The following is a 25354-nucleotide window of genomic DNA, read 5'->3' as shown; positions in this document are numbered from 1 at the left end:
GCCATGACAACCTCTTCGACAAAAATCACCACCGAAAATGACCCGCGCTGGGCGGCCGTCGTCGCCCGCGACGCCAAAGCTGACGGGCAGTTTGTCTACGCGGTGAAAACCACCGGCATCTATTGCCGCCCAAGCAGCCTGGCGCGCTTGCCGAAGCCGCAGAACGTCGAGTTCTTCGATAACGCCGAACAGGCCGAGGCTGCCGGGTATCGCCCCAGCAAACGGGCGGCGAAGGATCAAAGCGCCGTGGCCGCCCAACATGCTGCGACCGTGGCAACGGCCTGCCGCCAAATCGAATCCGCTGAAAGCTTGCCAGCGCTCGATGAGCTGGCCGACGCCGCAGGACTCAGCAGTTTCCATTTCCATCGCGTATTTAAAGCCGTCACCGGCCTGACGCCCAAGGGCTACGCCACGGCCCATCGTTCACGCAAGGTTCGCGAGCGCTTGAGCGATGGCGGCTCGGTGACCGACGCCCTGTATGACGCGGGCTTCAATTCCAACAGTCGATTTTATGAAGCGGCGGACCAGTTGTTGGGCATGAAACCCGGCGATTACCGAGCTGAGGGCCAGAACAACGACATTCGCTTTGCCGTCGGCCAGTGCTCCTTGGGCGCGATTCTTGTCGCGCAAAGTGACCGGGGTATTTGCGCCATTTTGCTCGGCGACGATCCGCATCAACTGGTGTGCGATCTGCAGGACAAGTTCCGCCGGGCGAACCTGATTGGCGCCGATCATGGGTTCGAGCAATTGATCGCCCAAGTCGTGGGTTTTATCGAAGCGCCGGGTATCGGCCTGGATTTGCCGCTGGATGTGCGCGGCACGGCGTTTCAGGAGCGGGTCTGGCAAGCCCTGCTGGAAATTCCGGTCGGCAGCACCGCCAGTTACGCCGATATCGCCCAGCGCATCGGCTCGCCAAAAGCGGTACGCGCCGTGGCCCAGGCCTGCGGCGCGAACAGCCTTGCGGTGGCGATCCCCTGTCACCGGGTGGTGCGCAGCGACGGCAACCTGTCGGGTTATCGCTGGGGCGTCGAGCGCAAACGGCAGTTGCTGGCGCGAGAAACCCTGACTTAGACGATGCCGATGTACACCGCCACGGTTTCCGGGGCGGTGTAGGCTTCAAAATCGGTGGCGAATCGGCGCTTGATCTGCGGATTGGCTTCGAAATAGCGCCAGATGTGTTGCCAGGCACCTATGACCGCGCCGGGCATCGGCCCGCTGCCTTCGAATACCAGGTATTGGCCTTCTTCGATTCGAATCGTTTCGTAATCTTGCGCCGGAGTCAGGACAGCGATCCCGGCGGTGACATCGAACGCTCCCGAGGCATCGGATTCGTAGCCGGAGTACACGCCGTAGATCGGCGACGGGGGTTGTTGCGGTGCGATACGCTCACTCAAGCCTTCGCTGAAAAAACGCCCCCACATCGGGCCAATCTTCTCTGTTTCAGCGCTTTGCTCGGCATTGTTGAGGGTGCGCACCTTCAGCCCCGAAACGCTGAACGGTGCGACATAGACCTGTTTGATTTCCATGGTGGCGCCACTCCTTTTTAATGAGTTTGCGGCCCTGACGAGCCACATCGGTGCCTACCTTGTCAGCGATTTACGTCGACGACAACCCTTCCGCGCAACTGACCGGCGAGCAATCGCGGCGCCGCGTCGATCGCTTCGCTCAAAGCGATTTCGTGGCTGATCAGCGGCAACAAGGCGAAATCCAGATCCTCGGCCAGACGATTCCAGGCCAGGACTCGCTTGGCTTTGGGCTGGGTTACGCTGTTGATCCCGGCAAGTGTTACGCCTCGCAATATGAAGGGTGCGACGGAGGCCGGAAAATCCATGCCCTGCGCCAAACCACACGCAGCGACTGTGCCGTTGGCCTTGGTGCTCGCGCAAGCGTTAGCCAGGGTGTGACTGCCGACCGAATCGATCACGGCGGCCCAGCGCTCCTTGGCCAACGGTTTGCCCGGTTCGGAGAGTGTCGCGCGATCAATGATCTCGCTGGCGCCCAATTGCTTGAGGTAATCGTGCTCCGAGGTGCGACCGGTCGACGCCACGACGCGATAGCCGAGCCGGCTCAAGAGTGCGATGGCGAAACTTCCTACTCCGCCGTTGGCGCCAGTCACCAGCACGTCGCCCTGGCCCGGGGTGACACCGTTGTGCTCCAGCGCCAGGATGCAGAGCATCGCCGTATAACCGGCCGTGCCGATGGCCATGGCCTGAGCGGGTGTGAACGCTTTCGGTAACGGAATCAGCCAGTCACCATTGAGCCGGGCTTTCTGTGCCAGTCCGCCCCAATGCCCTTCGCCCACACCCCAGCCATTAAGCACAACCTGGTCACCGGCCTTGTAGTCCGGATGCCCGCTGACTTCGACAGTGCCCGCCAGATCAATTCCCGGCACCATGGGGAATTTTCGCACCACCGGACTGCTGCCAGTGATCGCCAGACCATCCTTGAAATTCAGCGTGCTGTACGCCACCCGCACGGTCACGTCGCCTTCGGGCAGTTGATCGTCACTGATCTCTTGCAGCGTGGCCCGGTAACCGCTGTCGTCTTTGTCGATCAAAATGCCTTTGAACATCGCTGCCTCCCAAGGGGTTTGTTGAGGTGGTGGTGCCATTGAAATAACACAAAGCAACACATTGCCGTACCCGACTTTGATCCAATCGGCAAATCCACCGAGCGTTTCCAGAACCTGAAGCTATGCTTTTTTCGCGGCCCTGAAATATCTGAAAAAGCCGCCTCGTCGATGGAGCTGACAATGCCTTACCCTCGTGCGCTTACCGTTTTTCTGATGCTCGGTCTTCTCGTCATCAGTGGCGTCCAGGCAGCACAGCCACAAGCACCGGCCGCACCCGCCGCCCAGGCGCCCGCGAGCCCGACCTGGCCTCAGGTACTGACGGCCGGTGACACCAAACTGACGATCTATCAACCGCAGCTCGACAGTTGGGACGGCTATACCCTTCAGGCGCGAGCAGCCGTCGAGGCCACCGGGGGCGATGGCAAATCCACTTACGGCATCGTGCAGTTCAGCGCCCATACATTGGTGGACAAAGCCACGCGCTGGGTCGTTCTCGATCAATACACCCTCACCAAAGCAGATTTTCCCTCCAGTGCAGCGCAATCCGACACCTGGGTGGCCGCGCTGAAAAAAGATGCAGCCAGCCGCAAGAAAACCATTTCCCTGGACCAGCTCGAAGCCGCTGTAGGCGTCCTGGCTGCCGAACAAAAATCCAGTAGCGATCCGATCGAGAACACCCCGCCCACCATCATCACTTCCGACGTCCCGGCACTGCTGGTGTATATCGATGGCGAGCCGGCTTACCGGGCGGTCGACGGTACTGCGTTGCAACGGGTAATCAACACCCGGCCGCTGCTGCTCAAGGATGCGCAAGGCAAACATTATCTGCATGTGTTCGATGGCTGGATGGTGGCGGATGAACTGGGCGGCCAATACGCGCCGCTGCCCTCTCCTTCTGCCGACCTGGAAAAAGCCAAGAGCGCTGCGATCCAGAGCCGCCAGGTGGATTTGCTGACCGGCCAGAGCGATCCGAAAGATAAAATTCCTACACTCGCCAAGCCACCCATCCCACAGATTCACATCGCCACGACGCCGACCGAGTTGATCGTTACCGACGGCGCGCCCCAATGGCAGCCGATCCAGGGCACGCAATTGCTCTATGTGACCAACACCACGGGGCACATCTTCAAGGAAGTCGGCGACCAGGACAGCTACGTGCTGATCTCCGGACGCTGGTTCAACGCAACGGACATGCAGGGCCCCTGGACCTTCGCCCCAGCGGATAAACTGCCCGCCGACTTCGCCAACATTCCCGATGACAGTGCCAAAGAGAACGTCAAAGCCTCGGTGGCCGGTACACCCCAGGCCCGGGAAGCGGCGATTGCTGCGACCATCCCGCAAACCTCGGCCATCAAGAAAAGTCAGGTGAAAATGACCGCGCCGCAGTTCGACGGTCAACCGCAACTCAAGGCCATCAGCGGCACACCGTTGCAATACGTGGTGAACACACCGACGCCGATCGTCATGGTCGATGCTAAGAGTTGGTACGCGGTCGAGAACGGTATCTGGTTCAACGCCACGTCAGTTCAGGGGCCGTGGTCTGTCGCCACATCGGTGCCGGCGGTGATTTATTCGATACCGCCCAGTTCGCCCATGCACTACATCACCTACGTCAAAGTGTATGAAGCCAATGGCGATACGGTGGTCGTGGGCTATACGCCTGGGTATCAGGGCTCCACGGTGGACCCGGCCAGTGGTGTGGTGGTTTATGGCACGGGCTATCCGTACACACCGTGGGTCGGCACTGTCTGGTACGGGCCGCCGGTGACCTATGGTTTTGGCGTCGCAATTCGCTACACCCCTTGGACTGGCTGGACCTTCGGTTTCGGCTTCGGCTGGAGTTGGGGTGGCAGCACCGTGGCCATGGGATGGGGTTGGGGCGCCTATCCTTGGTGGGGCAATTACGGCTGGGGTTACGCGTGGGGGCCACGTCTCTACCCGGCGCCGATGCCTTGGGGTGGTGCCGCTTATGGCTATCACGGCGGCGCGGTCGCCTGGGGGCCGGGGGGTTGGGCCGGCAGCACGGGCAACATCTATCGGCAATGGGGTGATCGCGCCTCGGTCAGCCGTTACGGCGCCGGTTACAACGCCTGGACCGGCAATCGCTGGGCCGGTCAGGTGGGATCTTCCTACAACTCCCGCACCGGCATCGCCACGGCGGGCCAGCGCGGCGCGGTGCATAACGTTTATAACGGCAACTATGCAGCGGGTCGCAGTGGAGTCGCGGTGGGCCCCAACGGCGGGGCCATTGCTGGCCAGAAAGTCACGGCGGGCAATGTGCGCAACGGCACTCAAGTCACCGCCAATCGCGGCGCGGTCTACAACCCCAACACCGGGAACACGACCCAGTACAAGGGCATTCAAGGGCGTAACAGCAGCGCCGCCAAAGTGGGTGACAACGTCTACGCCGGGCATGACGGCAACGTCTACAAAAAGACCGACGACGGCTGGCAGTCAATGGTCAAGGGCGGTACCACTCGGGTTAATCCTGCAAACACCCAGCAAGTCCAGAACCTCAACCGTGAATCGGCGGCGCGCTCTGCTGGTAATGAGCGCCTGAACAACTATCACAACTCCTCCCAGGTCATGAACCGTTCATTTGGCGGAGGGGGCGGCGGCGGATTCCATCGTCGTTGAATACGCCGCAGCTTGGCGGCCCCAGGCTTAAGACCTTTCAGAAAAACCGACGCTAACCTTTCAGAAAAACCGACTGGCCGGGCACCCGTCATTACTGATACAAAACCGACACTAGCGTCCCTGCCCTGTTTTGATGTCGGAGAAGTTTTCAAATGAGCCAATGGCCAGACACCCGCATTCTTGACCTGCTCGGGATCGAGCTGCCGATCATCCAGGCGCCCATGGCCGGGGCCCACGATTCAGCGATGGTGATTGCCACGAGTAACGCCGGCGGCCTGGGTTCTTTGCCCGCTGCATTGTTGAGCGTCGAGCAACTGCGCGAAGAGCTGAAAACCATTCGCCAGCACAGCCAGCGCCCGTTCAACGTCAACTTCTTCTGCCATCGACCGCCCGCGCCGGATGAGCAAAAGGCTCGGGAGTGGAAAAATCTGCTGGAGCCTTACTACCGGGAACTGGGCGTGGATTTCGATGCGCCCACGCCCGTGTCCAATCGCGCGCCGTTCGATGACGCAACGTGCGCCGTGATCGAAGAATTTCGCCCCGAGGTCGTGAGTTTTCACTTCGGCCTGCCCGAGCAATCACTGCTGGATCGGGTGAAAGCCACCGGTGCGAAAATCCTCTCTTCGGCGACCACCGTCGAGGAAGCGATCTGGCTGGAACAACACGGCTGCGATGCGATCATCGCCATGGGTTACGAGGCGGGCGGGCATCGCGGGATGTTTCTTAGCAGTGATTTGAACAGCCAGGTCGGAACGTTTGCGCTGGTTCCGCAGATCGCCGATGCCGTAGCACTGCCCGTGATTGCAGCGGGCGGAATCGGTGATGCTCGCGGGATTGCCGCCGCATTTCACCTGGGTGCCTCGGCGGTGCAAGTGGGAACGGCGTATTTGTTCACCCCGGAAGCCAAGATCAGCGCAGCCCATCACCAGGCCTTGCGCACGGCCAAGGAAAGCGAAACGGCGCTGACCAACCTTTTTACCGGGCGACCAGCACGAGGGATTCTCAATCGGGTAATGCGTGAACTGGGCTCGATCAACGAAAAAGCCCCAGCCTTCCCACTGGCCGGTGGTGCGCTGATGCCCCTGCGAGCCAAGGACCCCGCCGGTTTCGCCAACCTGTGGGCCGGGCAAGCGTTTACCTTGGGCGTTGAAATGACGGCGGCTGAATTGACCCGGCGTCTGGCCGAGGAAGCACTGGCGAAATTTACCGGACGCTAATCCTCCTGGATCAATGCACAACCTGTGGCAAGCCCCCTCGCCACAGGCATCCATGCGTCAACTTCGCACACGCGCATTCGGCAAGTTCCGTTTACAGGCATTTCGCTATATATTCGGATATATAGCGTTTCACCCCTCGCATCGGCGCAGTCACCCCCGAAAAAACTGCCCACTGCACTCGCCCACCACGGAGCTGTTTCATGACTACTCGTGCCTCACGTTTTGCCCCCACCTGCCTGGCCAGCCTGCTCGCTGTATTCGCTTTCGGTTCGGCCCAAGCGGATGAAGTCCAGGTAGCTGTCGCTGCCAACTTCACTGCGCCGATCCAGGCCATCGCTGCCGATTTCGAAAAAGACACCGGGCACAAACTGGTAGCGGCCTATGGCGCAACCGGTCAGTTCTACACCCAGATCAAAAACGGCGCGCCATTCGAAGTGTTCCTCTCGGCGGATGACACCACCCCGCAAAAACTCGAAACCGAAGGCGACACCGTCAAAGGCTCGCGCTTCACCTACGCCATCGGCACCCTGGCGTTGTGGTCGGCCAAGGAAGGTTACGTCGATGCCAAGGGCGAAGTACTGAAGAAAAACGAGTACCAGCACCTGTCCATCGCCAACCCGAAAGCCGCACCTTATGGCCTGGCCGCGACCCAGGTACTGGCCAAAGAAGGTCTGACCGACAAGGTCAAGGACAAGATCGTCGAAGGCCAGAACATCACCCAGGCCTACCAGTTTGTTTCCACCGGCAACGCAGAACTGGGCTTTGTCGCCTTGTCGCAAATCTATAAAGACGGCAAAGTCACCAGCGGTTCGGCGTGGATCGTTCCGGCGAGCCTGCACGACCCGATCAAACAAGACGCGGTGATCCTCAACAAAGGCAAAGACAACCCGGCCGCCAAGGCACTGGTTGAATACCTCAAAGGGCCGAAAGCCGCTGCTGTCATCAAGTCCTACGGTTACCAACTCTAAATGACGTTATCGAGTGCCGATTTTTCCGCCATCTGGCTGACCCTGAAACTGGCGTCCCTGACGACCGTCATCCTGCTGGTGATCGGCACTCCGATTGCGTTATGGCTATCGCGTACCCGCTCCTGGTTACGCGGTCCGGTCGGGGCGATCGTCGCCCTGCCGCTGGTGCTGCCACCCACAGTGATTGGTTTCTATCTGTTGCTGGCGCTCGGCCCTCACGGGTTCGTCGGCCAGTTCACCCAATCACTGGGGCTGGGCACCCTGACTTTCAGTTTTGCAGGGTTGGTGATCGGCTCGGTGCTGTATTCGATGCCGTTCGTGGTGCAGCCTCTGCAAAACGCTTTTTCCGCCATTGGCGCGCGCCCGCTGGAAGTGGCCGCCACCTTGCGCGCCAATCCCTGGGACACGTTTTTCAGCGTGATCCTGCCGCTGGCTCGCCCCGGTTTCATCACCGCCGCCATTCTTGGCTTTGCCCACACCGTCGGCGAGTTCGGCGTGGTGCTGATGATCGGCGGCAATATCCCGGACAAGACCCGCGTGGTCTCGGTGCAGATCTACGATCACGTCGAGGCCATGGAATACGCCCAGGCTCATTGGCTGGCCGGAGCCATGCTGGTGTTTTCATTCCTGGTGTTGCTGGCGCTCTACTCCAGCCGTAAAACCAAAGCGGGCTGGAGTTGATCGATGATTCAAACGCGCCTGAAACTGCATTATTCGGGGTTCGCCCTGGACGTGGACCTGCAATTGCCCGGTCGCGGGGTCACCGCGCTGTTTGGTCACTCCGGTTCGGGAAAAACCACCTGCCTGCGCTGCATTGCCGGGTTGGAAAAAGCCGAAGAAGGTTTCATCCAGATCAACGATGAGGTCTGGCAGGACAGCCGCAACAACATTTTCGTCCCGCCACACAAACGGGCCATCGGCTACGTCTTCCAGGAGGCGAGCCTGTTTCCACACCTGTCGGTGCTGGCCAATCTGGAATTCGGCCTCAAGCGCATTCCGAAATCCCAGCGCCGGGTCGATATGGCCCTCGCGACCGAGTTGCTGGGCATCGGCCACCTGCTGGATCGTCATCCGCAACACCTGTCCGGCGGCGAGCGCCAACGCGTCGGTATCGCCCGTGCATTGCTCACCAGCCCCAAACTGCTGCTGATGGACGAACCGCTCGCGGCGCTGGATAGCCAACGCAAAAACGAAATCCTGCCGTATCTTCAACGGCTGCACGATGAACTGGACATTCCGGTGCTCTACGTCAGCCATTCCCAGGATGAAGTCGCGCGGCTGGCTGACCACATCGTGCTACTCAGCGAGGGCAAGGCCTTGGCCTGCGGCCCGATTGGCGAAACCCTGGCGCGCCTTGACCTGCCGCTGGCGCTGGGTGACGACGCGGGCGTGGTGATCGAGGGCCGGGTCAGCGTCTACGACGCTGAGTATCAATTGCTGACCCTGCAACTGCCGGACGCCGCCCTGAACCTGCGCGTGCCCCATTCACCGATGGTCGAAGGCCAGGCATTGCGCTGCAAAGTGCAGGCACGGGACGTGAGTCTGAGCCTGCACGGTATCGAGCAAAGCAGCATCCTCAATCGCTTGCCGGTCACGGTGATCAGCGAACTCGGCGCGGACAACGCAGCGCACGTGCTGATTCGGCTGGACGCTGCCGGTACACCGCTGCTGGCGCGGATCACCCGCTATTCCCGCGACCAACTGAGCATCCATCCCGGCCAGAAACTTTGGGCACAAATCAAAGCAGTGGCGGTGCTCGCCTAAATCCGCCGGCACCATGGCGATAGCGCGCGGTCAATGGCTGTACAAGCCCTTGAATCGCCGCCCAGGACCACCGCCATGCCCGATACTGCGCTGACCGACGTACTGCCGCCGGACCTGCATTACGTCGATGACACCCAGCCCGGCATCACCCGTAAAAAGCTGCGCGGTAAATTCTGCTATTTCGACCCGGCGGGCCAGCGGATCAGCGACTCCGTCGAAATCAAACGCATCAATGCCCTCGCGGTGCCGCCCGCCTACACCGAGGTGTGGATCTGCGCCGACCCGCGCGGCCATCTGCAAGCCACCGGCCGCGATGCTCGGGGTCGCAAGCAATACCGTTATCACACCCGCTGGCGCGAAGTACGCGACGCCGACAAATACTCGCGCCTGCGGGAGTTCGGCATGGCGCTGCCCAAACTGCGCCAGCAACTGGAAGCGCTGCTGGCGGCACCGGGGTTCAGCCGCGACAAAGTCATGGCCACCATCATTACCTTGCTCGATGCAACACTGATCCGCGTCGGCAACACCCAATACGCTCGGGACAACCGCTCCTATGGCCTGACCACCCTGCGCAGCCGCCATGTCGAAGTCAACGGCAGCGCGATCCTGTTCCAATTCCGGGGCAAAAGTGGCGTCGAACACCAGATCACCGTGAAAGACCGACGCCTGGCGCGGATTATCAAACGCTGCCTGGAAATCCCCGGACAGAACCTGTTTCAGTACCTGGACGAAAACGGCGAGCGACACACCATCAGTTCCTCGGACGTCAACGCTTACCTGCAAACCCTCACCGGCGCCGACTTCACCGCCAAGGATTACCGCACCTGGGCTGGCAGCGTGCAGGCGTTGGCGGTGTTGCGAGAACTGCAATGGGAACCGGAATCCGATGCCAAACGACATGTGGTCGAGATGGTGAAGAACGTCGCCAAACAGTTGGGCAACACCCCGGCGGTGTGCCGCAAGTGCTACATCCACCCGGCGGTGGTGGATGGGTTTCTTCTGGGTTCATTGGCGAAACTGCCTCGACCGCGCGTCAGAAAAGGGCTGCGGGTCGAAGAGGTCGGCCTGGCAATGTACCTGGAACAGATGCTCAACACCGCCCCGTAGGAGCTGCCGAAGGCTGCGATCTTTTGATCTTGTTTTTTAAAAATCAACGTCAAAAGATCGCAGCCTTCGGCAGCTCCTACGGCGCAGGCCGAGTGATTGATCAGACGCACAACCGACGAACTGACCTGTCTATTTTTTGCACGATCGCCAAGGGCTTCTATAGTTGATCTGAACACGAATCAGCTACGGTGGTGCCATGGAAGACATTTTCGTTGTGAAACGTTGCAACAAGATCATCATCCATGGCCGCCGAGCCGGAGAAGTCAGCCACGCACCACCCGATGCGGCCGTCTGGTATCGCATCGCCGACACCCGTACCCAGGGCTTCATCGGCGATGGCTTCGATCTCGAAGAAGACGCCCGACGTGAATGCCATCAGCTCAACATCAGGTCGCAAGTGACGGCCCGGCAAGGCTGAAAAGTTCACTTTTTCATACCGGGTCTATACTCAAATCAGCTGAAGGACCGGCGACCCCATCGGCAGAGAGCTCGCACCCGCGGGCTTTTTGCTGCCATCTGCCAGGTTTCTTTGAAGGAGGTGTTTTCGCCATGTCCGAAAAAGAGTCCATCACCACCCTGCTCACCCTGCTTGACTCCCGTCAGGCTCGTCTCGCCGCCGCCTGCAAGGAAATTGCCGACTGGGTCGATCATCAAGGCGGGCATCCGACGGCGCTGAAAATTCGTGACCGGCTAAACGACATCGAAAAAGACACGCCGCTGATTCGCAGCACGCTGTCTTCTCTGCGCCCGGTCGAACCGCCGCTGCCCCGGTTCAGATAATTTGCCCCGGACAGTCGATTCAAGGACAGGCCTGACTCAGGAAGCATGAACGGCGACACCATCGTCACCGACGACCCTGCCTGCCTGATAGCCTCCTGCCACACCGCAACCCAGCCTGGCACTGGGCTTTTTTTTGCGACATCCCTTTCACATGGCGTTCACAACTCAAGCCCTACTGTGAGATCACTCCTTTGAAGAATCCCTTGGCCCGCCCGCATGCGGGCCTTTTTTTTGCCCTGGATTGCCCTAACGAACGCTGCTGCCGGTGAGAGGTCCAACGAATACACGTCACGAAGGAGACGTTCCAATGGTCACTCACTTCAAAGTCGGCGGGCATCTGGCTTGTGGTCACACAGGCGAAAAATTGGTATCGAGCAAAATACTGAACCAAGTGAAATGCCGAAGCTGCCGCAACACCGATGCATTCAAGGACGCGCGCAAAGACGAACGCAATGCGGCAAGACGCGCCGCGCGCAAGGCTAAGGTTACTCATACTGCCAATGATTGGCGGGCGGAATGGACTCAACGGCTGACTGCGATGGCAGGGCTACAGAGATTACCTAGAGGGTTTACCGGGCAAGCTTTCGTTTAGCGCGGACCCGCCCGTAACATCACTGAATCAGTATGCCTGTCAAAACCATCAGATCTGAAACGACAAAGGCCCGCATGAGAAACCTCATGCAGGCCTTTGATATATATGGTGCCGAAGCCGGAATCGAACCTTTCTTATTGTTATTGAAAATAAAGGGAAATTTTCAGGTCGAAAATTTTTCTACCTCTATGTGTACCCTTAGTCTGCGAGCGGACTCAGTAATGAGCGTTGCTACCGGATTCCACCAAGTAATCGCCATGGAAAATTCGGGTGCGGTCATCCATGCGGAAGGGTCCTTCGGTAAGTGGATTTTTCCAATGGTACGACTGGAACGCAGTAGAGCACCCCATGAAACAGAAACGGGCCGCAGTTGGAACCTGTTGGGCGACAAGCTCATTGATATCTTGATACGCCAGGATGACTTGGAGGACTTGGAGGACTTGAGACACAATAAGAGATGTCATCGCCTCCGCCATATTTGTACCGAAAAAGCCCCAATTATTCAGGGCTTTGTCGTTTCTGGGTTTTGGCAAAACGCCACAGCCCACACTTCAGCCCACACGCCGGATGGAGTATTGCTTTTCGACCAGCGGCTAATTTCTCCAATGTTCTCTTGCCTGCACCTACGGCCTTGAGAATGGGTTTAGACGTAGCTCGCAGAAAGCGCTGGAACGAATGTCTAGATCCTGACCTCTCCTCGATGCCGCCCGACAAATCATGCACATACAACAACGCCGCTCTATGAGCGTAATGCTGTTCACTTAAGCGGAGCAGCCTTTCGGTCTACTGGAAACGGGGTTTTCGAAATTTTCACCGTCCTTGGCCTTGAAGATCTTGGACGGTGATCCAGAAACAGCCCTCCAGTCCCAGCTCTTAACTCAGTCAACCTTCTCCCTGTGGCTGAGGGTTGGCCGCAGCCATCACGATCAGTTGCACGGCGATGTACTGACAAGCCGGTTTGAAACGGATGTCCGAGGGGGTTCGGCCAAACGCCACCGCTGCTTGACTGACCTCTCGATGAATCACGTTGTAAGCCAGTAGTAGCCCCCACACTTCTTGATAGATCAGATCGACCTTCTTGCTGCACAAAGTCATCGCGTTCTGTTGCATCGAACTCTTGATGTCTCTGAAGCCCAATTCAATCTCCCAACGCTCCTGATAAAGCTTGGCAACGACCTTGGTGTTGTAGGTCTTGGCTGGAAGCGACGTCATAACGGTTTTCACTTTGCCTTGAATTTCTTGCTGACTTCGCGTGCCTCCCAGTGCGTTGGAAGAGTTGGATTTCGCTTTCTGGCTTGCGCTGAGACTTTCATGCGCACCAAACGGTCGTGCTGGCTGTAACGGGCCACCTCCTCACAGACCAGTCCTTTTTTTGCCGGGATCAACCAATGGCGGTTGATGCCTGCGCTGCTCAGGCTGGACAGTAGCTCCGCGCCCCAGAACCCTTTGTCGAACAGCGTCACCGAGTGGTCGGGAATCTGCTGCAAGAACTCGTCGGCCAAGCGCATTTCACTGCGACTGTAAGGGCTTAGTTGGGCATCCAGAATCACGTGCCACTGCACATTCATCAACGCCACCAGGCAAATGGCCGTTGCCAATATGCAGCCTGGTGAAGATGCGCTGATCGGATTGACGCCCAAAGAGCGCTACGGTACCAACGTCTACAGCCAGTTAACGGTGGCGGTAGCCTTCTGACCCCGTTCAGGAGCTGCCGGGTGCAGCTCCTGAACAGATTTACTGTTTGTGCTGATGCAACATGGTCTGAATCTGATGCGTCGCCTGGCGGGTATTTTCCGCCAGCTTGCGGACTTCATCGGCCACCACTGAAAACCCGCGCCCGACCTCACCTGCCCTGGCCGCTTCGATGGCAGCATTCAAGGCCAACAGGTTGGTCTGGTCGGCGATGCCCTTGATGACGCTGACCACCGTCGCAATCTGGCCATACGTTGCCTGATTCTGCTCAAGCAACTGGTGATGGGCGGCCCTCGCCGACTGCTCATCGCTGATATCACGTACCGCACCGATCACCCGGGCCAACCGTCCCTGCTGATCGCGGACCGCTCGGCCACGCTCTCGACACCAGATGTAGTCACGTGTCTTGTGGCGCATCCGGTACTCAAACACGTACTCACCACTGCCTTGCACGGCGAGAATCTCCCGGTCAAAGATCGCCATGATCTTCGGCAAGTCGTCAGGATGAGTGATGCTGACTTGAGCATCCCAGCCGTCGGGCAACTCATGTGGGGAATACCCCATGAGGTGGCGGAATTGACTGAAAATCCGCATCCGGCTGCCGGGGTCCTGAACGTCACCGTTGACCACGGTGATGTCCCAGCAGCCTTCGGTCAATGTCGATTGCAACAGTTCCCAGATCTGCGTTTCCTGCTGATGCTGACGTGACAGCAGAGCGTGCCGACTCAACTCGGTCTCGATTAATTTTTCGCGTTGCTGACCCTGCTCAAGTTGCAGGCGCAACGCTTCAAGCGCTTGTTCACCGCGCTGCAATCGAGCGGCCTGATCCCTGGCGAACTCCTCGGCCGCAAGAAGCCGTTGGCTGGCTTGCGCTCTGTACTGCGCGAGCTGCTCCAGACACGCCCGCACCTGCGGCCAGGCGTCCAGCGCTTGTGCCTCAAGCACCTCATCGGCCAGCAATCGCGTCAGGATCTCAGCCAGTTGCAGCATCGGTTTATTTTTCTTGAAGAACATCCGTCTGTCCTTTGCTAATCGAGTCGACACTCAGAATCTCATAGCAAAGTGATGCAGATTACTTGAACGAGACTGCTGAGCTTTTTGCTTCTGCCTGCCACCCCCCCTGTAGGAGCGAGCCATCGTGCATCTGTAGGATAGCGATCCTCTCTCAACCCGCCGATACTCGTCCTCAGGCTCTGCCCACGTCCGAACGACGTTCCGGTCCTTAATGACTTCGTGACGAAAACAATAAGAATGTCGCACAGAGGTACCTACGAATGAGCCGTAATGATCATGGTCACGCCAGCCTCCTGGAAGCGTTCAGCGCAATGACACTGGAGCTTCAGCGCCTGGCGCAGAACAAAGACATCGAGCATTTTCATCACGCCGCGCTGAGCTGCATGAGCCAGTTATTGCCCTTCGACAGCGCCTGGTGGGGTCGTGCGGCGCTGATTGACGGGCTGCCTGAAGAACACAACTCCTACCTCTACAAACTGCCCCGAAGCTACCTGCCGGACTGGCAATCGATTCGCCATATCGATGTGACCGTCGGCAAGGTCCACGACAACCCGGGACAGGCCGTCATCGTCGACATGCGCACCCCCGCCAGCGGGCCCGGGCTCAATTGGCTCGGCGAGTCCTATGGCATTGGCGAATTGCTGTGCGTTGTGTACATCGACCCGCAAACCCACCTCAGCGATCACCTCACGGTGTATCGCGCTCCCGACGCAGCGCGCTTTACCGAGCACGATTGCCTGTTGCTGAACAACCTCATGCTCCATCTGGTGGCGGCGGTATCGGCCAATCAGATTCGCACCCTCGTGGCCATGCGCGAAGCCCTCACCAGCCCGCGCAATCTGGCGCTCGCCGTATGCGACCAGCGCGGCACACTGCACTGCGCGGAACATGGCTTCGTCAATTTGCTGCTCAGCGAGTGGCCGGACTGGACCGGACCTTGCCTGCCGGTGGCCATGGACGCTCAGGGCTACGAAGGCAAACACTTGCAGGTCGAAGCTTCGACGGTCGGCGATCTGTTCCTGCTGGCAGCTCGCAGCCGCACCGTGCTGGTGCAGTTGAGTCCACGGGAAAACGATGTCGCTCAGGGCTTCGGCGAAGGCAAGACCTACAAGGAAGTCGCCCGCGATCTGGGCATGTCGCCCAATACCGTGCGCCACCACATCCGCGCCATCTACAGCAAACTCGGGGTCAAGGACAAAGCCCGAATTGCCCATCTGCTGCACGCCCCACCTGACTGATCTACACCGCTGACTCGCGCTGACTTTTTCGCGGTCCTTTTGACCGCCACGGGCCGCTTTTGCCCTTTTTTTGCCCCTCTGCCAATTACGGGCGATCCGTTCGCCGCACAACAACTCAAAGAAGAGATGCAATGCCCATGACCAGTACCTTCACCCGCAACACTGCACTGGCCCTCATCGGTGGTCTGTCGAGCCTGCACGCCAGCGCCGCCGACCTCAACGCCCGGGATTTTTTCAGCGCCCCTTCGGGCACCACCCTGGGCGTGCTGTATTTACCGGCAAGCCGCGCCAGCGATTTCCACGGCCCGGCCGACAGCACCGGCAAGGCCGACCTGAAGGTCAACGCTGTGGCTTATCGCCAGGTATTTTTCACCGACATCTGCGGCACGCTCTGCACTCCACAGTTCATCGTGCCCTTCGCCGACATCAACGCACGCCTGCCGGGTGCCAGCCAGCACACTGGAGAAAGTGGATTCGGTGATCCTCAGGTCGGCGGCACGGTGTTTTTCATCAACGACCCCGCCTCGCGCACCTACAGCGGATTGCTGACCCTGATTACCCTGCCGGTAGGCGAGTACCACAGCAAAAATCCGGACGTGTCACCCAGTGCCAATCGCTGGGGCGCCACCTTCGTTTACAACTACACCCAGGGCATCGGTGAAAAATGGGTGCTGGAAGCCAACCTCGAAGCCCAACTTTATGGCAAGAACGACGACTACTTCGGCAGCGACCTGAAACAGGACCCGCTGTATCGCCTGCAAGCCTTTGCATCCTACGACTTCACTTCGAGCACCTATGGCGCGTTGCGGCTGATCCACGCCGATGGCGGTGAGTTACGCATCAATGACCAGCGCATCGACGACACCCACAAGCGCTACACCCAGGTGGGTTTCGAAGTCGGTCATTGGCTCGATCAACAGAATCAGTTGATGTTCAGCCTCTCGCAGAACGTCGCTACCGACAACGGCTATCACGGCACCGACGCGCTGCTGCGTCTGGTCCATGTGTTCTGAATTCATTCATCGGAGTTTGACCATGAACACCCAGACCAAACCGTTGACCCGTTCGCTCGCTTCATCGCAGTTGGCGTTGCTGGCCGCCATTGTGCTGTTCGCCGCCATCACCCCGACCATCCTCATGACCGCGCCAGCTGTGGCGGCGCAACTGGCGACGCAATGGCAATTGAGCCCGTCACAGATCGGCGATCTGTTCTCCACTGAACTCGGCGCCATGAGCCTGGCCACCCTGCCCGCTCTCTGGTGGCTCAAACGTGTCGACTGGCGCCGCGCCGCATTGCTGGCCGGGGTCCTGTTTATTGCAGCCAACCTGCTGTCGATGCTGGCCCACGATTATTCGATGCTCCTGGCATTGCGCTTCTGCAGTGCCCTGGCGGGCGGTTCGTTGATGATCATCTGCCTGTCCAGCGCGGCATCGACGTCCAACCCCGGTCGCGTCTATGGCTTATGGGTGATGGGGCAACTGGTGGTCGGGGCGATTGGTTTGAGCATACTGCCACGCCTGTTCGAACACTACGGGCTGTCAGCCTGCTACTTGATTCTCGCGGGACTGATGACCCTCTTTCTGCCACTGGCTCGATACTTTCCCCAAGGCAGCCCACCGACTGAAAATGCCGCCGAGCGAGTAGCCCTCGCTTCGAAGTGGAAGGCCGCACTGGGCATTCTTGGCATTCTGAGTTTTTACATCAGCCTAAGCGGTGTCTGGACCTTTATCGGTTCCATCAGCACCCACGCCGGCCTCTCTGCCGAGTCCAGCGGCGAGATTCTTGCCATCGCCACGATGACAGGCATCGTCGGCGCGGGTTGTGCCTCGCTGATCGGCAATTGTCTGCCACGCCTGCTGTTGTTGCTGCTGGGTTACGGGCTGATGGCAGGCTCGGTGCTGATGTTGCTGGGCCAACCGGAAATGCTGCGTTTTGCGCTGGCCGCGCTGCTGTTCAAGTTCACATGGACCTTCATTTTGCCGTTGATTCTGGCCTGCCTGGCCGACCTCGACCATTCCGGAAAACTGATGAACGCCTCCAACCTGGTGATCGGCGGTGGCCTGGCTATCGGCCCAACAGTGGCTGGCCGACTGATCGAAGCTAGTGGCGGTTTCCAGTCGCTGCTGATTGGAGGGGCCTGCATCACATTGCTTTCCCTGGTGCTGATTCTGAGCTCCCGCACTAGCGCGTGAGCAGCTTGTTTACCCTCAATAAAATGGAAAATAAGATGAGCCGAAAAAGTGCTTTTTTCTTCGACGAACTCAGCCTTTGGCACAGTGCCGGACTGCACGCCTTGACCTTGCCAGTGGGCGGTTGGGTGCAACCGCCTGCGGCTGCCGGCCACGCCGAATCGCCGGAAACCAAACGCCGGTTGAAGAGCCTGCTGGATGTTTCCGGCCTGACCCGACACCTACTGGTGCAAAGCGCCAATGCGGCAACGCATGACGACCTGCTGCGGGTGCATACGCCTGACTACCTGCAACGTTTCAAGGCCATGAGCGATGCCGGGGGCGGTGAATTGGGGCCGAACGCGCCCATCGGGCCCGGCAGTTATGAAATCGCCAGGCTCTCCGCCGGCCTGGCCATGGCCGCGGTCGATGCCGTGCTGTCCGGCGAGGTCGACAATGCCTACTCCCTGTCACGCCCACCGGGCCACCACTGCCTCGCCGACAGCGCCATGGGCTTCTGCTTCCTGGCCAATATCGCCATTGCCATCGAGGCCGCAAAAGCGCGCCGTGGCCTGGGCAAAGTCGCGGTGATCGACTGGGATGTACACCACGGCAACGGCACGCAATCCATCTTTGAAGAGCGTGGTGATGTACTGACCATTTCGCTACATCAAGACGGCTGCTTCCCTGCCGGTTACAGCGGTGAAGCCGATCGCGGCCGTGGCGCGGGATTGGGGGCGAATATCAATATACCGTTGCCCCCCGGCAGTGGTCATGAGGCTTATCTCTATGCGATGGAGCGCATCGTCATTCCGGCGTTGGAGCGCTTCGAGCCGGAGTTGATCATCGTCGCCTGCGGTTACGACGCCAACGCCGTCGACCCGCTCGCCCGGATGCTGTTGCACAGTGATTCGTTCCGGCAAATGACCCGCTGTGTGCGCAAAGTCGCCGAACGCTTGTGTCACGGCCGTCTCGTTCTGGTGCATGAAGGTGGGTATTCCGAAGCCTATGTGCCGTTTTGCGGGTTGGCGGCCATCGAGGAACTGGTGGGCGTCAGGACTGAAGTCACAGACCCCCTGCTGGCATTTGTGCAGATGCAGCAACCGAAAGAGGCGTTCGCGGCGTTTCAGCGGCATCTGATCGATGAGTTGGCCGACGCACGCTGAGCCTTGGTCCTGACAAGTTTCCGGGTGAGTTCAAGAGCCCGTGCGTCACGCAAACCGATGCCATGACCGGCATCGGTTTTTTGCCACCCAAGATCAAACGTCGGACCTTGATTGCACTTCCGGGCAAGCTTCGAAGGGCTATGGCAGCCACCGACATAGAGCCCGGCAGCCGCAGACAAGCCGTATTCGACCCTATGGATTAGCCTCAGGCTTTTCTTTGTTATCGACCAGGAAAACCCATGAGCGATATTGCACTGCTGCCTTAAGTTGTAGCTTTCCTCAGTCGAAACCATGCACTGTTCATCGACGGTGGCTACGTCCAGAGTCATTTCAGCCAGACGCTAGAAGTGATCAATCCCGCCACTGGCCGGGTCATTGCCCAAGTCGCCGATGCCGATCCGGTGGATATCGATGCGGCAGTGGCGTCGGCTAACCGTGGCTTCAAGCATTGGCCCCAGGTCACACCGGCGACTCGCGGCAACGTGCTGCTGAAACTCGCCGACCTGCTGGAGCAACACCGCGAAGAACTGGCGCAGATCGAAACCTGCCAATCAGGCAAAATCATCCAGATTTCTCGGGCGTTCGAAGTCGACCAGGCCGCCCACTTTCTGCGCTACTACGCCGGCTGGGCGGCCAAGATCGGCGGTCAGACCATCACCCCATCACTGCCCTCCTTCGCCGGTGAACGCTATACCGCCTTCACCCTGCTCGAACCGGTCGGCGTGGTGGTGGGCATAGTGCCGTGGAATTTCTCGACCATGATTGCCATCTGGAAACTTGCCTCGGCGCTGGTGACCGGTTGCAGCATCATCATCAAACCCAGCGAATTCACGCCGCTGACCATCCTGCGGATCGCCGAGCTGGCTATCGAAGCCGGCCTGCCAGCCGGGGTGCTGAACGTATTGACCGGTGGTGGTTTAGTGGGCAAAGGCCTGATCGAACACCCAGGCACGGACAAGGTTTCGTTCACCGGCTCGGTGCCGACCGGTATCGCCGTCGGCCAGAGTGCCATGGGGGCCGGGTTGACCCGTACCACGCTTGAACTGGGCGGCAAAAACTCGGCGGGCTTCCTGCGCGATGTCGACCTGCACAAGGCCGTTAACGGCATTATCGAAGCCGGGTTCCTGCATTCCGGGCAAATCTGCGCCGCTGCCGAGCGCTTCTTCTTCCATCGTTCACAGATCGAACCGGTCATGGACAAACTGGCGCAACGCCTGAGCAAACTGAACATCGGCTCTCCACTGGAGGAGCGCACCGAATTCGGCCCGGTCACCAACCGCCAGCATCAACTTAAACTCGGCGAGTTTTTCGCCAAGGCTCGCGCAGAAAACAGCACCATCATTTACGGCGGCAACCTGATCGACCGCCCGGGCTGCTACGTCGAACCGACGGTGATCCTCGCCAACAGTGTGAACGACACGCTGCTCAACGAGGAGACATTCGGCCCGATCGCGACCTTCTTCCCTTACGACACCGAAGAAGAACTGCTGGAGTTGATGAACAATACGCCTTATGGCTTGAGCGCCAGCCTATGGACCAACGACTTGAGCAAGTCCCTGCGCATGGTGCCTGCCATCAATGCCGGAACTGTGTGGGTAAACATGCACACAATGCTTGATCCGGCGGTTCCATTCGGGGGTAAAAAATCCTCAGGGATAGGTCGCGAGTTTGGCAGTGCGTTTATAGATGACTACACCGAACTTAAGTCCGTAATGATTCGCTACTGATAGCGGTTAATCCGGCCGGGGGCTCGTCAAGGAAGGTCTGCACCACACCACAATCATGGCCTGTATTAGTCCACTCCACACATGACCGCTTTTAGAAACCCAAGACCGCCCAGTTTTCGTGGACTGAGCGGTCATGGGGCTGCCTTGCGACAACTCGGTAAGTACAGGGATTAACCTCCCTCCCATTTAGCTATAAACCCCACCCTTGGGCAGTTTTCATCAATTTCAAATTCCCACCTGACTGATGAACTTGGTCGTCAGACAGGCATCCAGCCCTTCAGTACCCCCTTCACTGCCGTCGTGCCAGATAACGCGCAATTCGTTTATCGAGCACCGCTTCTCGCTGCTTGAGCTTTTTCGGTGTCAGGTGATTGGCTTGGTCGGCTCATGCCGGCCCGCGATCAGCAGTTTGTAACGGCCAGTCACCTGGTGCACTTTGCGCACCTCCTCAACCGCCTGCCGCGACAGCGGCACCAGATACGGCGGTACAACCCCTACCCCTTTTTCCCTGATCAGCTTCTTCAACTGCTTCACCGTCCCGGCCGGGATCGTCCACAGTGCGGCGTCAAGATCGAACTGATCGATCGTTGCGCTGCGCAGCTCTATCGTGCGTACGCCAGTCAGCAGCAACAACCGGATCGCGCTCTTGGTGTAGTCCTTTAGGTCTGCCGCCTCCAGCGCGACCAGGAACGCTTTCAGCTCCCGCTGCCGAAGCATTGGGTTATGCTTTTCGGGTGGTTCTTTGACGGCCACGATATCCAGATCTGCCGCCGGGTTGACCTCCAGATAATCGGAGGCGATGCCGAAGCGGAATATCTCGTTGAGCCAGGTCCTGCACTTGCGGGCTACATTCAGCGCGCCGCGCTTCTCGATTCCACGCAGGCACGCCAATACCTCGGCTCGGCGAACCTCAGCAATCGGGATCTTGCCCAGCGCCGGCACCATGTCCTTGTCCAGATAGAGCTGGGCTTGTACCGCAGCGCCCTTTTTGGACTTCGCCCACCGTGGCAACTTGAAGGCGTACCACTCGCCAGCCACAACCTCGAACGTCTTGACCGACGAATCTGCGGCGACCCGCTTCTCGTTCCGGCGTTGCGAACGCGGGTCTATGCCCTTGGCAACCAGCGACCGCGCCCCATCGCGCCGCTCGCGGGCATCCTTAAGGCTGATTTCTGGATAGGTCCCCAGCGACATACGCGGCTGTTTGCCGTGCCAGGAAAAACGGAAGTGCCACGACTTCGTGCCATTCGTCGCGACGTACAGAGAAAGGCCGCCGCCATCAGTGATGGAATATTCTTTTTCGCCGGCTTTGGCTTGCCGGACAGCCGTATCAGTGAGGGGCATTAGTACATCACCACGTCAGTCGAACTGGGGAAGTGCTGGATGATGTACTAAAAATGTGCGGAACGCATCGGAAGGCATCGAAACCGCACGCAATAAAAAAGCCGCACTAGGCGGCTTTTGTCAGGGCTTCGCGGTACTCGGCGAAACCCGGCGGAACTAGAAGTGGTGCCCGAAGCCGGAATCGAACCGGCACGCCCTTACGAGCGGGGGATTTTAAGTCCCATGCGTCTACCAGTTTCGCCATTCGGGCGGTAGCGCGGTCAAGCAATCTTGCGGCTGCCGGTAAACACCTGGCAGTTCTGACGCTTGTGCAACAGAGGGGGAAATATATACACCCCGCCCCGGTGAAGCAAGTTCGCAAAGGCCCTTTTCAAGACTAAATCTTGCAGAACTTCGAAAATAAAAAAGCTCCGTAGATCAAGGATCTACGGAGCTCGTTTAAAGTGGAGGCCGAGGTCGGAATCGAACCGGCGTAGGTGGATTTGCAATCCACTGCATAACCATTTTGCTACTCGGCCTCAAACATCGGATGTCAGTAGCACGACACCAGATGCATACAAACGCTGAGCTTCGAGAGTTGATTAAATCATTCTCTAACCCCTTGAAAACATTAGACTTTTTCAGCCGTCAGTGCTTTCGATGGCGTGAATTATGTACTGATTTCCCGAGACTGGCAACCCCTTGATTTCAAAAAAATTTCTGCCTGGTAGATCCCGCTGGATTTCACGCCGCTCCTGGTTTGCTCTTTAGAATTTTCCTCCCAGTGGATATTCCACTGCCAGGCGGATTTGGTTGGCATCTAGTTCCGCCTGCGCCGCATTCCCGCGATGAACAGCATGGCGCAAAGTAAATGCAAGGTTCTTCGCCGCGCCCGATTGCACCACGTATTTGGCCTGGATGTCGCGTTCCCAGTGTTTGCCGCCCTGCCCGTACCCCAACCATTTGTAACCGCCATTCGGGTCCATGTGGCTGCCGTCGATTCCGCTGCCGCGAACGTAGAGTGCGCCGAAGGTCAGGCCGGGAATGCCGTAGCCGGTCATGTTCAGGTCGTATCGTGCCTGCCAGGAGGCTTCCTGTGGGGCGTTGAAGTCGGACAGAGCCACGGCGTTGCTCAAGTAGATCGCGCCCCGTGTGACGTAATCGTAGGGCGTGTCACCTTCGACCTTCTGATAACCCAGACCGAAGCTGTGGGAAGCGGCCTTGTAGGTTGTCAGAAAACTCCAGGTCGTATTGTCGATTCGGCCGGACAACGCTTTGCCGGTGTCCTGGGTGCGATAGAGATTGAGATCGAACGTCAGGTCCTGACCGGCGGCCAACGGCTGGGTATAGACCGCGCCCAAATAGTGCTGACGCCAGGTATCGGCGTAAACCGCGCTGAACAAGCTGGCGTTAAGTCCCTTCAATGCGGTGTTGCGCACGCCTACCAAATCAAAACTGTCGCCCTGCTTACCATTCGAGTAATTGACCACAAAGCCTTGGTCATGGCTGGTGGCGTTGCGGTCGGTACTTTCGTTGAAGTGTCCGCCGTAGAGCGTCGTGGCAGGCAGTTCACGGCTGGTCAGCAACCAGCCAGTGGCCGTTTCAGGCAGCAGACGGCTGTCTGACGAGCCAAACACTGGGGTTTTCACCCGCTGTTCGCCGTAGCGCAACTCGGTGGAGGAAAACCGTAGTTTAGCCACGGCGCCGCCACGACTGAATTCATCCTTGGGATGACCGTCGTTGTCGACGCCGAGCAACCGCGCCTTGCCGGCCCGCCCGCCTCCGCTGTCCAGCTCCCAACCGGAATAGGCATGAGCGTCGAGGCCAAAACCTAAGGTCCCGGTGGTATAGCCGGAAGTGAAATCGGCCATCAGGCCGTAGGCCCATTCCTCGGCCAGGTCGCTGCGTTGGGCGCGAGGTTTGTAGGCGTTGCGCGCACCGTTGCTCAGCGAGCCATGTTCATAGTCGCGGCGGTCGTAGACGCTGCGGTTCAGCAGGCTCCACTGACTGTCTTCGACAAAGCCTTTGGCGTTGTCTTGTTCTGAAGCGCAGGCGAGCAGCGACTGCCCGCCCAATGCCAATAGCAGGGTATGCGTCGATAGGGTTTTCACGGGGCAACTCCACACAAGTCTGGGGTCTGCAAGGTGTCCCCGCCGAACGGGGACACCCAGGGTCATGTCAGAGGTATTTGAGGATCGCGATGTCGCGGCGACGCTGCTTGAGCCCGGCGAACCAGCATGTCGGGAAGAACAACAACACCCCGAGAATCGCGCTCCACAGCCACACCGTGGGCAGATTATCGAAGCCGTAATACGCGCCCTGATTGGCGCCCCAGATCGCAACCGCCACCAGGTACATGGCTTTGAGCACGTACAGGTGCAGCAAATAGAAGAACATTGGCGCGCCGCCGTAGATCGCCAAGGTCGCGGTGGACCAGCGATCCTGCATCTTTTCAAAAAACGCCAGCAGAAGCAGGCCCAGACCCAGTGTCGGCATCAGGAACATCAGCGACGGCGGATACTTTTTCGCGCTCATGAAGCTCATGAACGTGCGCAACGAATCACCGGTCTGCACCCAAGGCTTCTCGCCATAGACGTTCAAGTAGCGAATAAACACGAACGCCACCAGCAAACCAACGCCAAGTTTGACCAACCGGGAAATCCGCTGCGCCGGCTCCATGTCCTTGCCGAACCACGGCCCAATGGCCCATCCCAGCAGAATCACCCCGATCCAAGGCAACACTGGATACGTAGTGCGCGCCCGGGTGAATTCGGTGATGTCGATAAACACTCGCTGATGCAGGATTGACCACGGCACGAAGAAAGGTGATTCAGGCCCGACGGTCACGTTGTCGAACAGGTTATGCCCGGCGACGATGGCCACCCCAAGCACAATCAGCCAGCTACGTTTGAAGTGCAGCAATCCGGCGAGCACGATCATGCAGATGCCGATGCACCAGATCACTTGCAGCCATAAGGTCTTGGGCGGGAATTCGGCGTTCCAGGCAAAACACACAAAGGTGACTTCCAGAAATACCAGGAAGAACCCGCGTTTAAGCAGAAACACCGAGGTCTCGCTGGCGCTGTGTTTCTGGCTGTAGAGCCAGGCCGACAAACCCGTGAGGAAGATAAACACCGGCGCGCAGATTTCGCTGAGCATGCGGGTGAAATACAGATCCGGCGTCACACTCAACGCGTCAATCGGATCGGTGACCTGACGGTGCAACAGGAAGGTTTCCCGTACATGGTCAATCAGCATTAACAGCATGACGAAACCACGCAAAGCGTCGATCGCCAGCATGCGGGTGTTGGCCTTGGCCAATGGCGTGGCCAACGCAGGGGAAATGCTTCCTGCCTGCCCGGCCAATCCTGAAGATTGGGACATAGTG

General features: G+C 58.9%; 22 protein-coding genes, 2 tRNA genes and 1 pseudogene. 16 read left to right on the top strand and 9 right to left on the bottom strand.

Annotated features, from left to right (window positions below; translation table 11 throughout):
* Window positions 1-3: 3 nt before the first annotated feature.
* The gene (gene ada / locus V5E99_RS21465) at window positions 4-1071 is read left to right on the top strand and encodes a bifunctional DNA-binding transcriptional regulator/O6-methylguanine-DNA methyltransferase Ada (protein WP_499804256.1); all 1068 of its coding nucleotides are present in this window, start codon (window positions 4-6) and stop codon (window positions 1069-1071) included.
* Here ada and V5E99_RS21460 read toward each other — a convergent pair.
* Window positions 1068-1526, bottom strand: a complete 459-nt coding sequence (locus tag V5E99_RS21460) for a GyrI-like domain-containing protein (RefSeq protein ID WP_499804255.1) — start codon at window positions 1524-1526, stop codon at window positions 1068-1070. The two genes, ada and V5E99_RS21460, sit on opposite strands and share 4 nt — an antisense overlap.
* A gap of 62 nt (window positions 1527-1588) precedes the next feature.
* Entirely contained in the window at window positions 1589-2572 is a 984-nt protein-coding gene (gene acuI / locus V5E99_RS21455; RefSeq protein WP_499804254.1) for an acrylyl-CoA reductase (NADPH), read from the bottom strand.
* Window positions 2573-2752: 180 nt separating this feature from the next.
* Here acuI and V5E99_RS21450 point away from each other — a divergent pair, with 180 nt between their 5' ends.
* The 10 genes from V5E99_RS21450 (at window position 2753) to V5E99_RS21405 (ending at window position 12272) form a co-directional block, all read left to right on the top strand.
* Entirely contained in the window at window positions 2753-5209 is a 2457-nt protein-coding gene (locus tag V5E99_RS21450; protein WP_499804253.1) for an autotransporter, read from the top strand.
* Between the two features lie 152 nt (window positions 5210-5361).
* Window positions 5362-6426, top strand: coding sequence for an NAD(P)H-dependent flavin oxidoreductase (locus tag V5E99_RS21445; protein ID WP_499804252.1), 1065 nt, complete (start codon window positions 5362-5364; stop codon window positions 6424-6426).
* A gap of 200 nt (window positions 6427-6626) precedes the next feature.
* Window positions 6627-7394, top strand: coding sequence for a molybdate ABC transporter substrate-binding protein (gene modA / locus V5E99_RS21440; RefSeq protein WP_499804251.1), 768 nt, complete (start codon window positions 6627-6629; stop codon window positions 7392-7394).
* Window positions 7395-8075, top strand: coding sequence for a molybdate ABC transporter permease subunit (gene modB, locus V5E99_RS21435; protein ID WP_499804250.1), 681 nt, complete (start codon window positions 7395-7397; stop codon window positions 8073-8075).
* Window positions 8076-8078: 3 nt separating this feature from the next.
* Complete coding sequence (gene modC, locus V5E99_RS21430) at window positions 8079-9158, top strand: molybdenum ABC transporter ATP-binding protein (protein ID WP_499804249.1); 1080 nt, start codon at window positions 8079-8081, stop codon at window positions 9156-9158.
* Between the two features lie 75 nt (window positions 9159-9233).
* The gene (locus V5E99_RS21425; protein WP_499804248.1) at window positions 9234-10265 is read left to right on the top strand and encodes a DNA topoisomerase IB; all 1032 of its coding nucleotides are present in this window, start codon (window positions 9234-9236) and stop codon (window positions 10263-10265) included.
* 196 nt (window positions 10266-10461) lie between these two features.
* Window positions 10462-10683 carry a hypothetical protein gene (locus V5E99_RS21420; RefSeq protein ID WP_499804247.1) on the top strand — a complete coding sequence of 74 codons (222 nt, stop codon included), beginning with the start codon at window positions 10462-10464 and terminating at the stop codon, window positions 10681-10683.
* Window positions 10684-10814: 131 nt separating this feature from the next.
* The gene (locus V5E99_RS21415) at window positions 10815-11045 is read left to right on the top strand and encodes a hypothetical protein (RefSeq protein WP_123408000.1); all 231 of its coding nucleotides are present in this window, start codon (window positions 10815-10817) and stop codon (window positions 11043-11045) included.
* A gap of 307 nt (window positions 11046-11352) precedes the next feature.
* On the top strand, window positions 11353-11637 hold the full coding sequence (locus V5E99_RS21410) for a hypothetical protein (protein ID WP_499804246.1): 285 nt from the start codon (window positions 11353-11355) through the stop codon (window positions 11635-11637).
* Between the two features lie 32 nt (window positions 11638-11669).
* The gene (locus V5E99_RS21405; protein WP_499804245.1) at window positions 11670-12272 is read left to right on the top strand and encodes a hypothetical protein; all 603 of its coding nucleotides are present in this window, start codon (window positions 11670-11672) and stop codon (window positions 12270-12272) included.
* A 122-nt stretch (window positions 12273-12394) separates the two neighbouring features.
* Here V5E99_RS21405 and V5E99_RS21400 read toward each other — a convergent pair.
* Window positions 12395-13217: pseudogene (locus tag V5E99_RS21400) on the bottom strand (IS4 family transposase); the annotation flags it as partial.
* A gap of 154 nt (window positions 13218-13371) precedes the next feature.
* Window positions 13372-14343: a methyl-accepting chemotaxis protein gene (locus V5E99_RS21395; RefSeq protein ID WP_499804244.1), complete on the bottom strand. Its 972-nt coding sequence runs from the start codon at window positions 14341-14343 to the stop codon at window positions 13372-13374.
* A 260-nt stretch (window positions 14344-14603) separates the two neighbouring features.
* Between V5E99_RS21395 and V5E99_RS21390 the strand changes: the two genes are divergently transcribed.
* The 5 genes from V5E99_RS21390 to V5E99_RS21370 all read left to right on the top strand — a co-directional run bounded on the left by V5E99_RS21390 (window position 14604) and on the right by V5E99_RS21370 (window position 20643).
* Complete coding sequence (locus V5E99_RS21390; RefSeq protein ID WP_499804243.1) at window positions 14604-15581, top strand: helix-turn-helix transcriptional regulator; 978 nt, start codon at window positions 14604-14606, stop codon at window positions 15579-15581.
* A gap of 131 nt (window positions 15582-15712) precedes the next feature.
* Window positions 15713-16594 (top strand): transporter, encoded by an 882-nt coding sequence (locus tag V5E99_RS21385; protein ID WP_499804242.1) that lies wholly within the window; start codon window positions 15713-15715, stop codon window positions 16592-16594.
* 22 nt (window positions 16595-16616) lie between these two features.
* Window positions 16617-17774 (top strand): MFS transporter, encoded by a 1158-nt coding sequence (locus V5E99_RS21380; protein WP_499804241.1) that lies wholly within the window; start codon window positions 16617-16619, stop codon window positions 17772-17774.
* A 35-nt stretch (window positions 17775-17809) separates the two neighbouring features.
* On the top strand, window positions 17810-18916 hold the full coding sequence (locus tag V5E99_RS21375; protein WP_499804240.1) for a class II histone deacetylase: 1107 nt from the start codon (window positions 17810-17812) through the stop codon (window positions 18914-18916).
* Between the two features lie 296 nt (window positions 18917-19212).
* Entirely contained in the window at window positions 19213-20643 is a 1431-nt protein-coding gene (locus V5E99_RS21370; protein WP_499804280.1) for an aldehyde dehydrogenase family protein, read from the top strand.
* Between the two features lie 363 nt (window positions 20644-21006).
* On the opposite strand, the gene V5E99_RS21365 is transcribed toward V5E99_RS21370, so the two are convergent.
* The 5 genes from V5E99_RS21365 to V5E99_RS21345 form a co-directional block, all read right to left on the bottom strand.
* The gene (locus tag V5E99_RS21365) at window positions 21007-21987 is read right to left on the bottom strand and encodes a tyrosine-type recombinase/integrase (RefSeq protein ID WP_499804239.1); all 981 of its coding nucleotides are present in this window, start codon (window positions 21985-21987) and stop codon (window positions 21007-21009) included.
* Window positions 21988-22150: 163 nt separating this feature from the next.
* Window positions 22151-22237, bottom strand: a tRNA-Leu gene (locus V5E99_RS21360).
* Window positions 22238-22431: 194 nt separating this feature from the next.
* Window positions 22432-22505: transfer RNA gene (locus V5E99_RS21355), tRNA-Cys, on the bottom strand.
* A 228-nt stretch (window positions 22506-22733) separates the two neighbouring features.
* Complete coding sequence (locus V5E99_RS21350) at window positions 22734-24077, bottom strand: OprD family porin (protein ID WP_499804238.1); 1344 nt, start codon at window positions 24075-24077, stop codon at window positions 22734-22736.
* Between the two features lie 67 nt (window positions 24078-24144).
* Window positions 24145-25350, bottom strand: coding sequence for an acetyltransferase domain-containing protein (locus tag V5E99_RS21345; protein ID WP_499804237.1), 1206 nt, complete (start codon window positions 25348-25350; stop codon window positions 24145-24147).
* Window positions 25351-25354: the final 4 nt, after the last annotated feature.

The sequence above is a fragment of the Janthinobacterium sp. LPB2021202312-11-4 genome (assembly GCF_037049705.1).
GTDB lineage: Bacteria > Pseudomonadota > Gammaproteobacteria > Pseudomonadales > Pseudomonadaceae > Aquipseudomonas.
The sequence above is the reverse complement of the archived record's forward strand: the minus strand, read 5'-3'. Positions and strand labels throughout refer to the sequence as shown.

What these genes read in the sequence shown, in the direction of transcription:
- ada (WP_499804256.1), top strand. Translation starts at nt 4, where the DNA reads ATGACAACCTCTTCGACAAAAATCACCACCGAAAATGACCCGCGCTGG.
- V5E99_RS21460 (WP_499804255.1), bottom strand. Translation starts at nt 1,526, where the DNA reads ATGGAAATCAAACAGGTCTATGTCGCACCGTTCAGCGTTTCGGGGCTG.
- acuI (WP_499804254.1), bottom strand. Translation starts at nt 2,572, where the DNA reads ATGTTCAAAGGCATTTTGATCGACAAAGACGACAGCGGTTACCGGGCC.
- V5E99_RS21450 (WP_499804253.1), top strand. Translation starts at nt 2,753, where the DNA reads ATGCCTTACCCTCGTGCGCTTACCGTTTTTCTGATGCTCGGTCTTCTC.
- V5E99_RS21445 (WP_499804252.1), top strand. Translation starts at nt 5,362, where the DNA reads ATGAGCCAATGGCCAGACACCCGCATTCTTGACCTGCTCGGGATCGAG.
- modA (WP_499804251.1), top strand. Translation starts at nt 6,627, where the DNA reads ATGACTACTCGTGCCTCACGTTTTGCCCCCACCTGCCTGGCCAGCCTG.
- modB (WP_499804250.1), top strand. Translation starts at nt 7,395, where the DNA reads ATGACGTTATCGAGTGCCGATTTTTCCGCCATCTGGCTGACCCTGAAA.
- modC (WP_499804249.1), top strand. Translation starts at nt 8,079, where the DNA reads ATGATTCAAACGCGCCTGAAACTGCATTATTCGGGGTTCGCCCTGGAC.
- V5E99_RS21425 (WP_499804248.1), top strand. Translation starts at nt 9,234, where the DNA reads ATGCCCGATACTGCGCTGACCGACGTACTGCCGCCGGACCTGCATTAC.
- V5E99_RS21420 (WP_499804247.1), top strand. Translation starts at nt 10,462, where the DNA reads ATGGAAGACATTTTCGTTGTGAAACGTTGCAACAAGATCATCATCCAT.
- V5E99_RS21415 (WP_123408000.1), top strand. Translation starts at nt 10,815, where the DNA reads ATGTCCGAAAAAGAGTCCATCACCACCCTGCTCACCCTGCTTGACTCC.
- V5E99_RS21410 (WP_499804246.1), top strand. Translation starts at nt 11,353, where the DNA reads ATGGTCACTCACTTCAAAGTCGGCGGGCATCTGGCTTGTGGTCACACA.
- V5E99_RS21405 (WP_499804245.1), top strand. Translation starts at nt 11,670, where the DNA reads ATGCCTGTCAAAACCATCAGATCTGAAACGACAAAGGCCCGCATGAGA.
- V5E99_RS21395 (WP_499804244.1), bottom strand. Translation starts at nt 14,343, where the DNA reads ATGTTCTTCAAGAAAAATAAACCGATGCTGCAACTGGCTGAGATCCTG.
- V5E99_RS21390 (WP_499804243.1), top strand. Translation starts at nt 14,604, where the DNA reads ATGAGCCGTAATGATCATGGTCACGCCAGCCTCCTGGAAGCGTTCAGC.
- V5E99_RS21385 (WP_499804242.1), top strand. Translation starts at nt 15,713, where the DNA reads ATGCCCATGACCAGTACCTTCACCCGCAACACTGCACTGGCCCTCATC.
- V5E99_RS21380 (WP_499804241.1), top strand. Translation starts at nt 16,617, where the DNA reads ATGAACACCCAGACCAAACCGTTGACCCGTTCGCTCGCTTCATCGCAG.
- V5E99_RS21375 (WP_499804240.1), top strand. Translation starts at nt 17,810, where the DNA reads ATGAGCCGAAAAAGTGCTTTTTTCTTCGACGAACTCAGCCTTTGGCAC.
- V5E99_RS21365 (WP_499804239.1), bottom strand. Translation starts at nt 21,987, where the DNA reads ATGCCCCTCACTGATACGGCTGTCCGGCAAGCCAAAGCCGGCGAAAAA.
- V5E99_RS21345 (WP_499804237.1), bottom strand. Translation starts at nt 25,350, where the DNA reads ATGTCCCAATCTTCAGGATTGGCCGGGCAGGCAGGAAGCATTTCCCCT.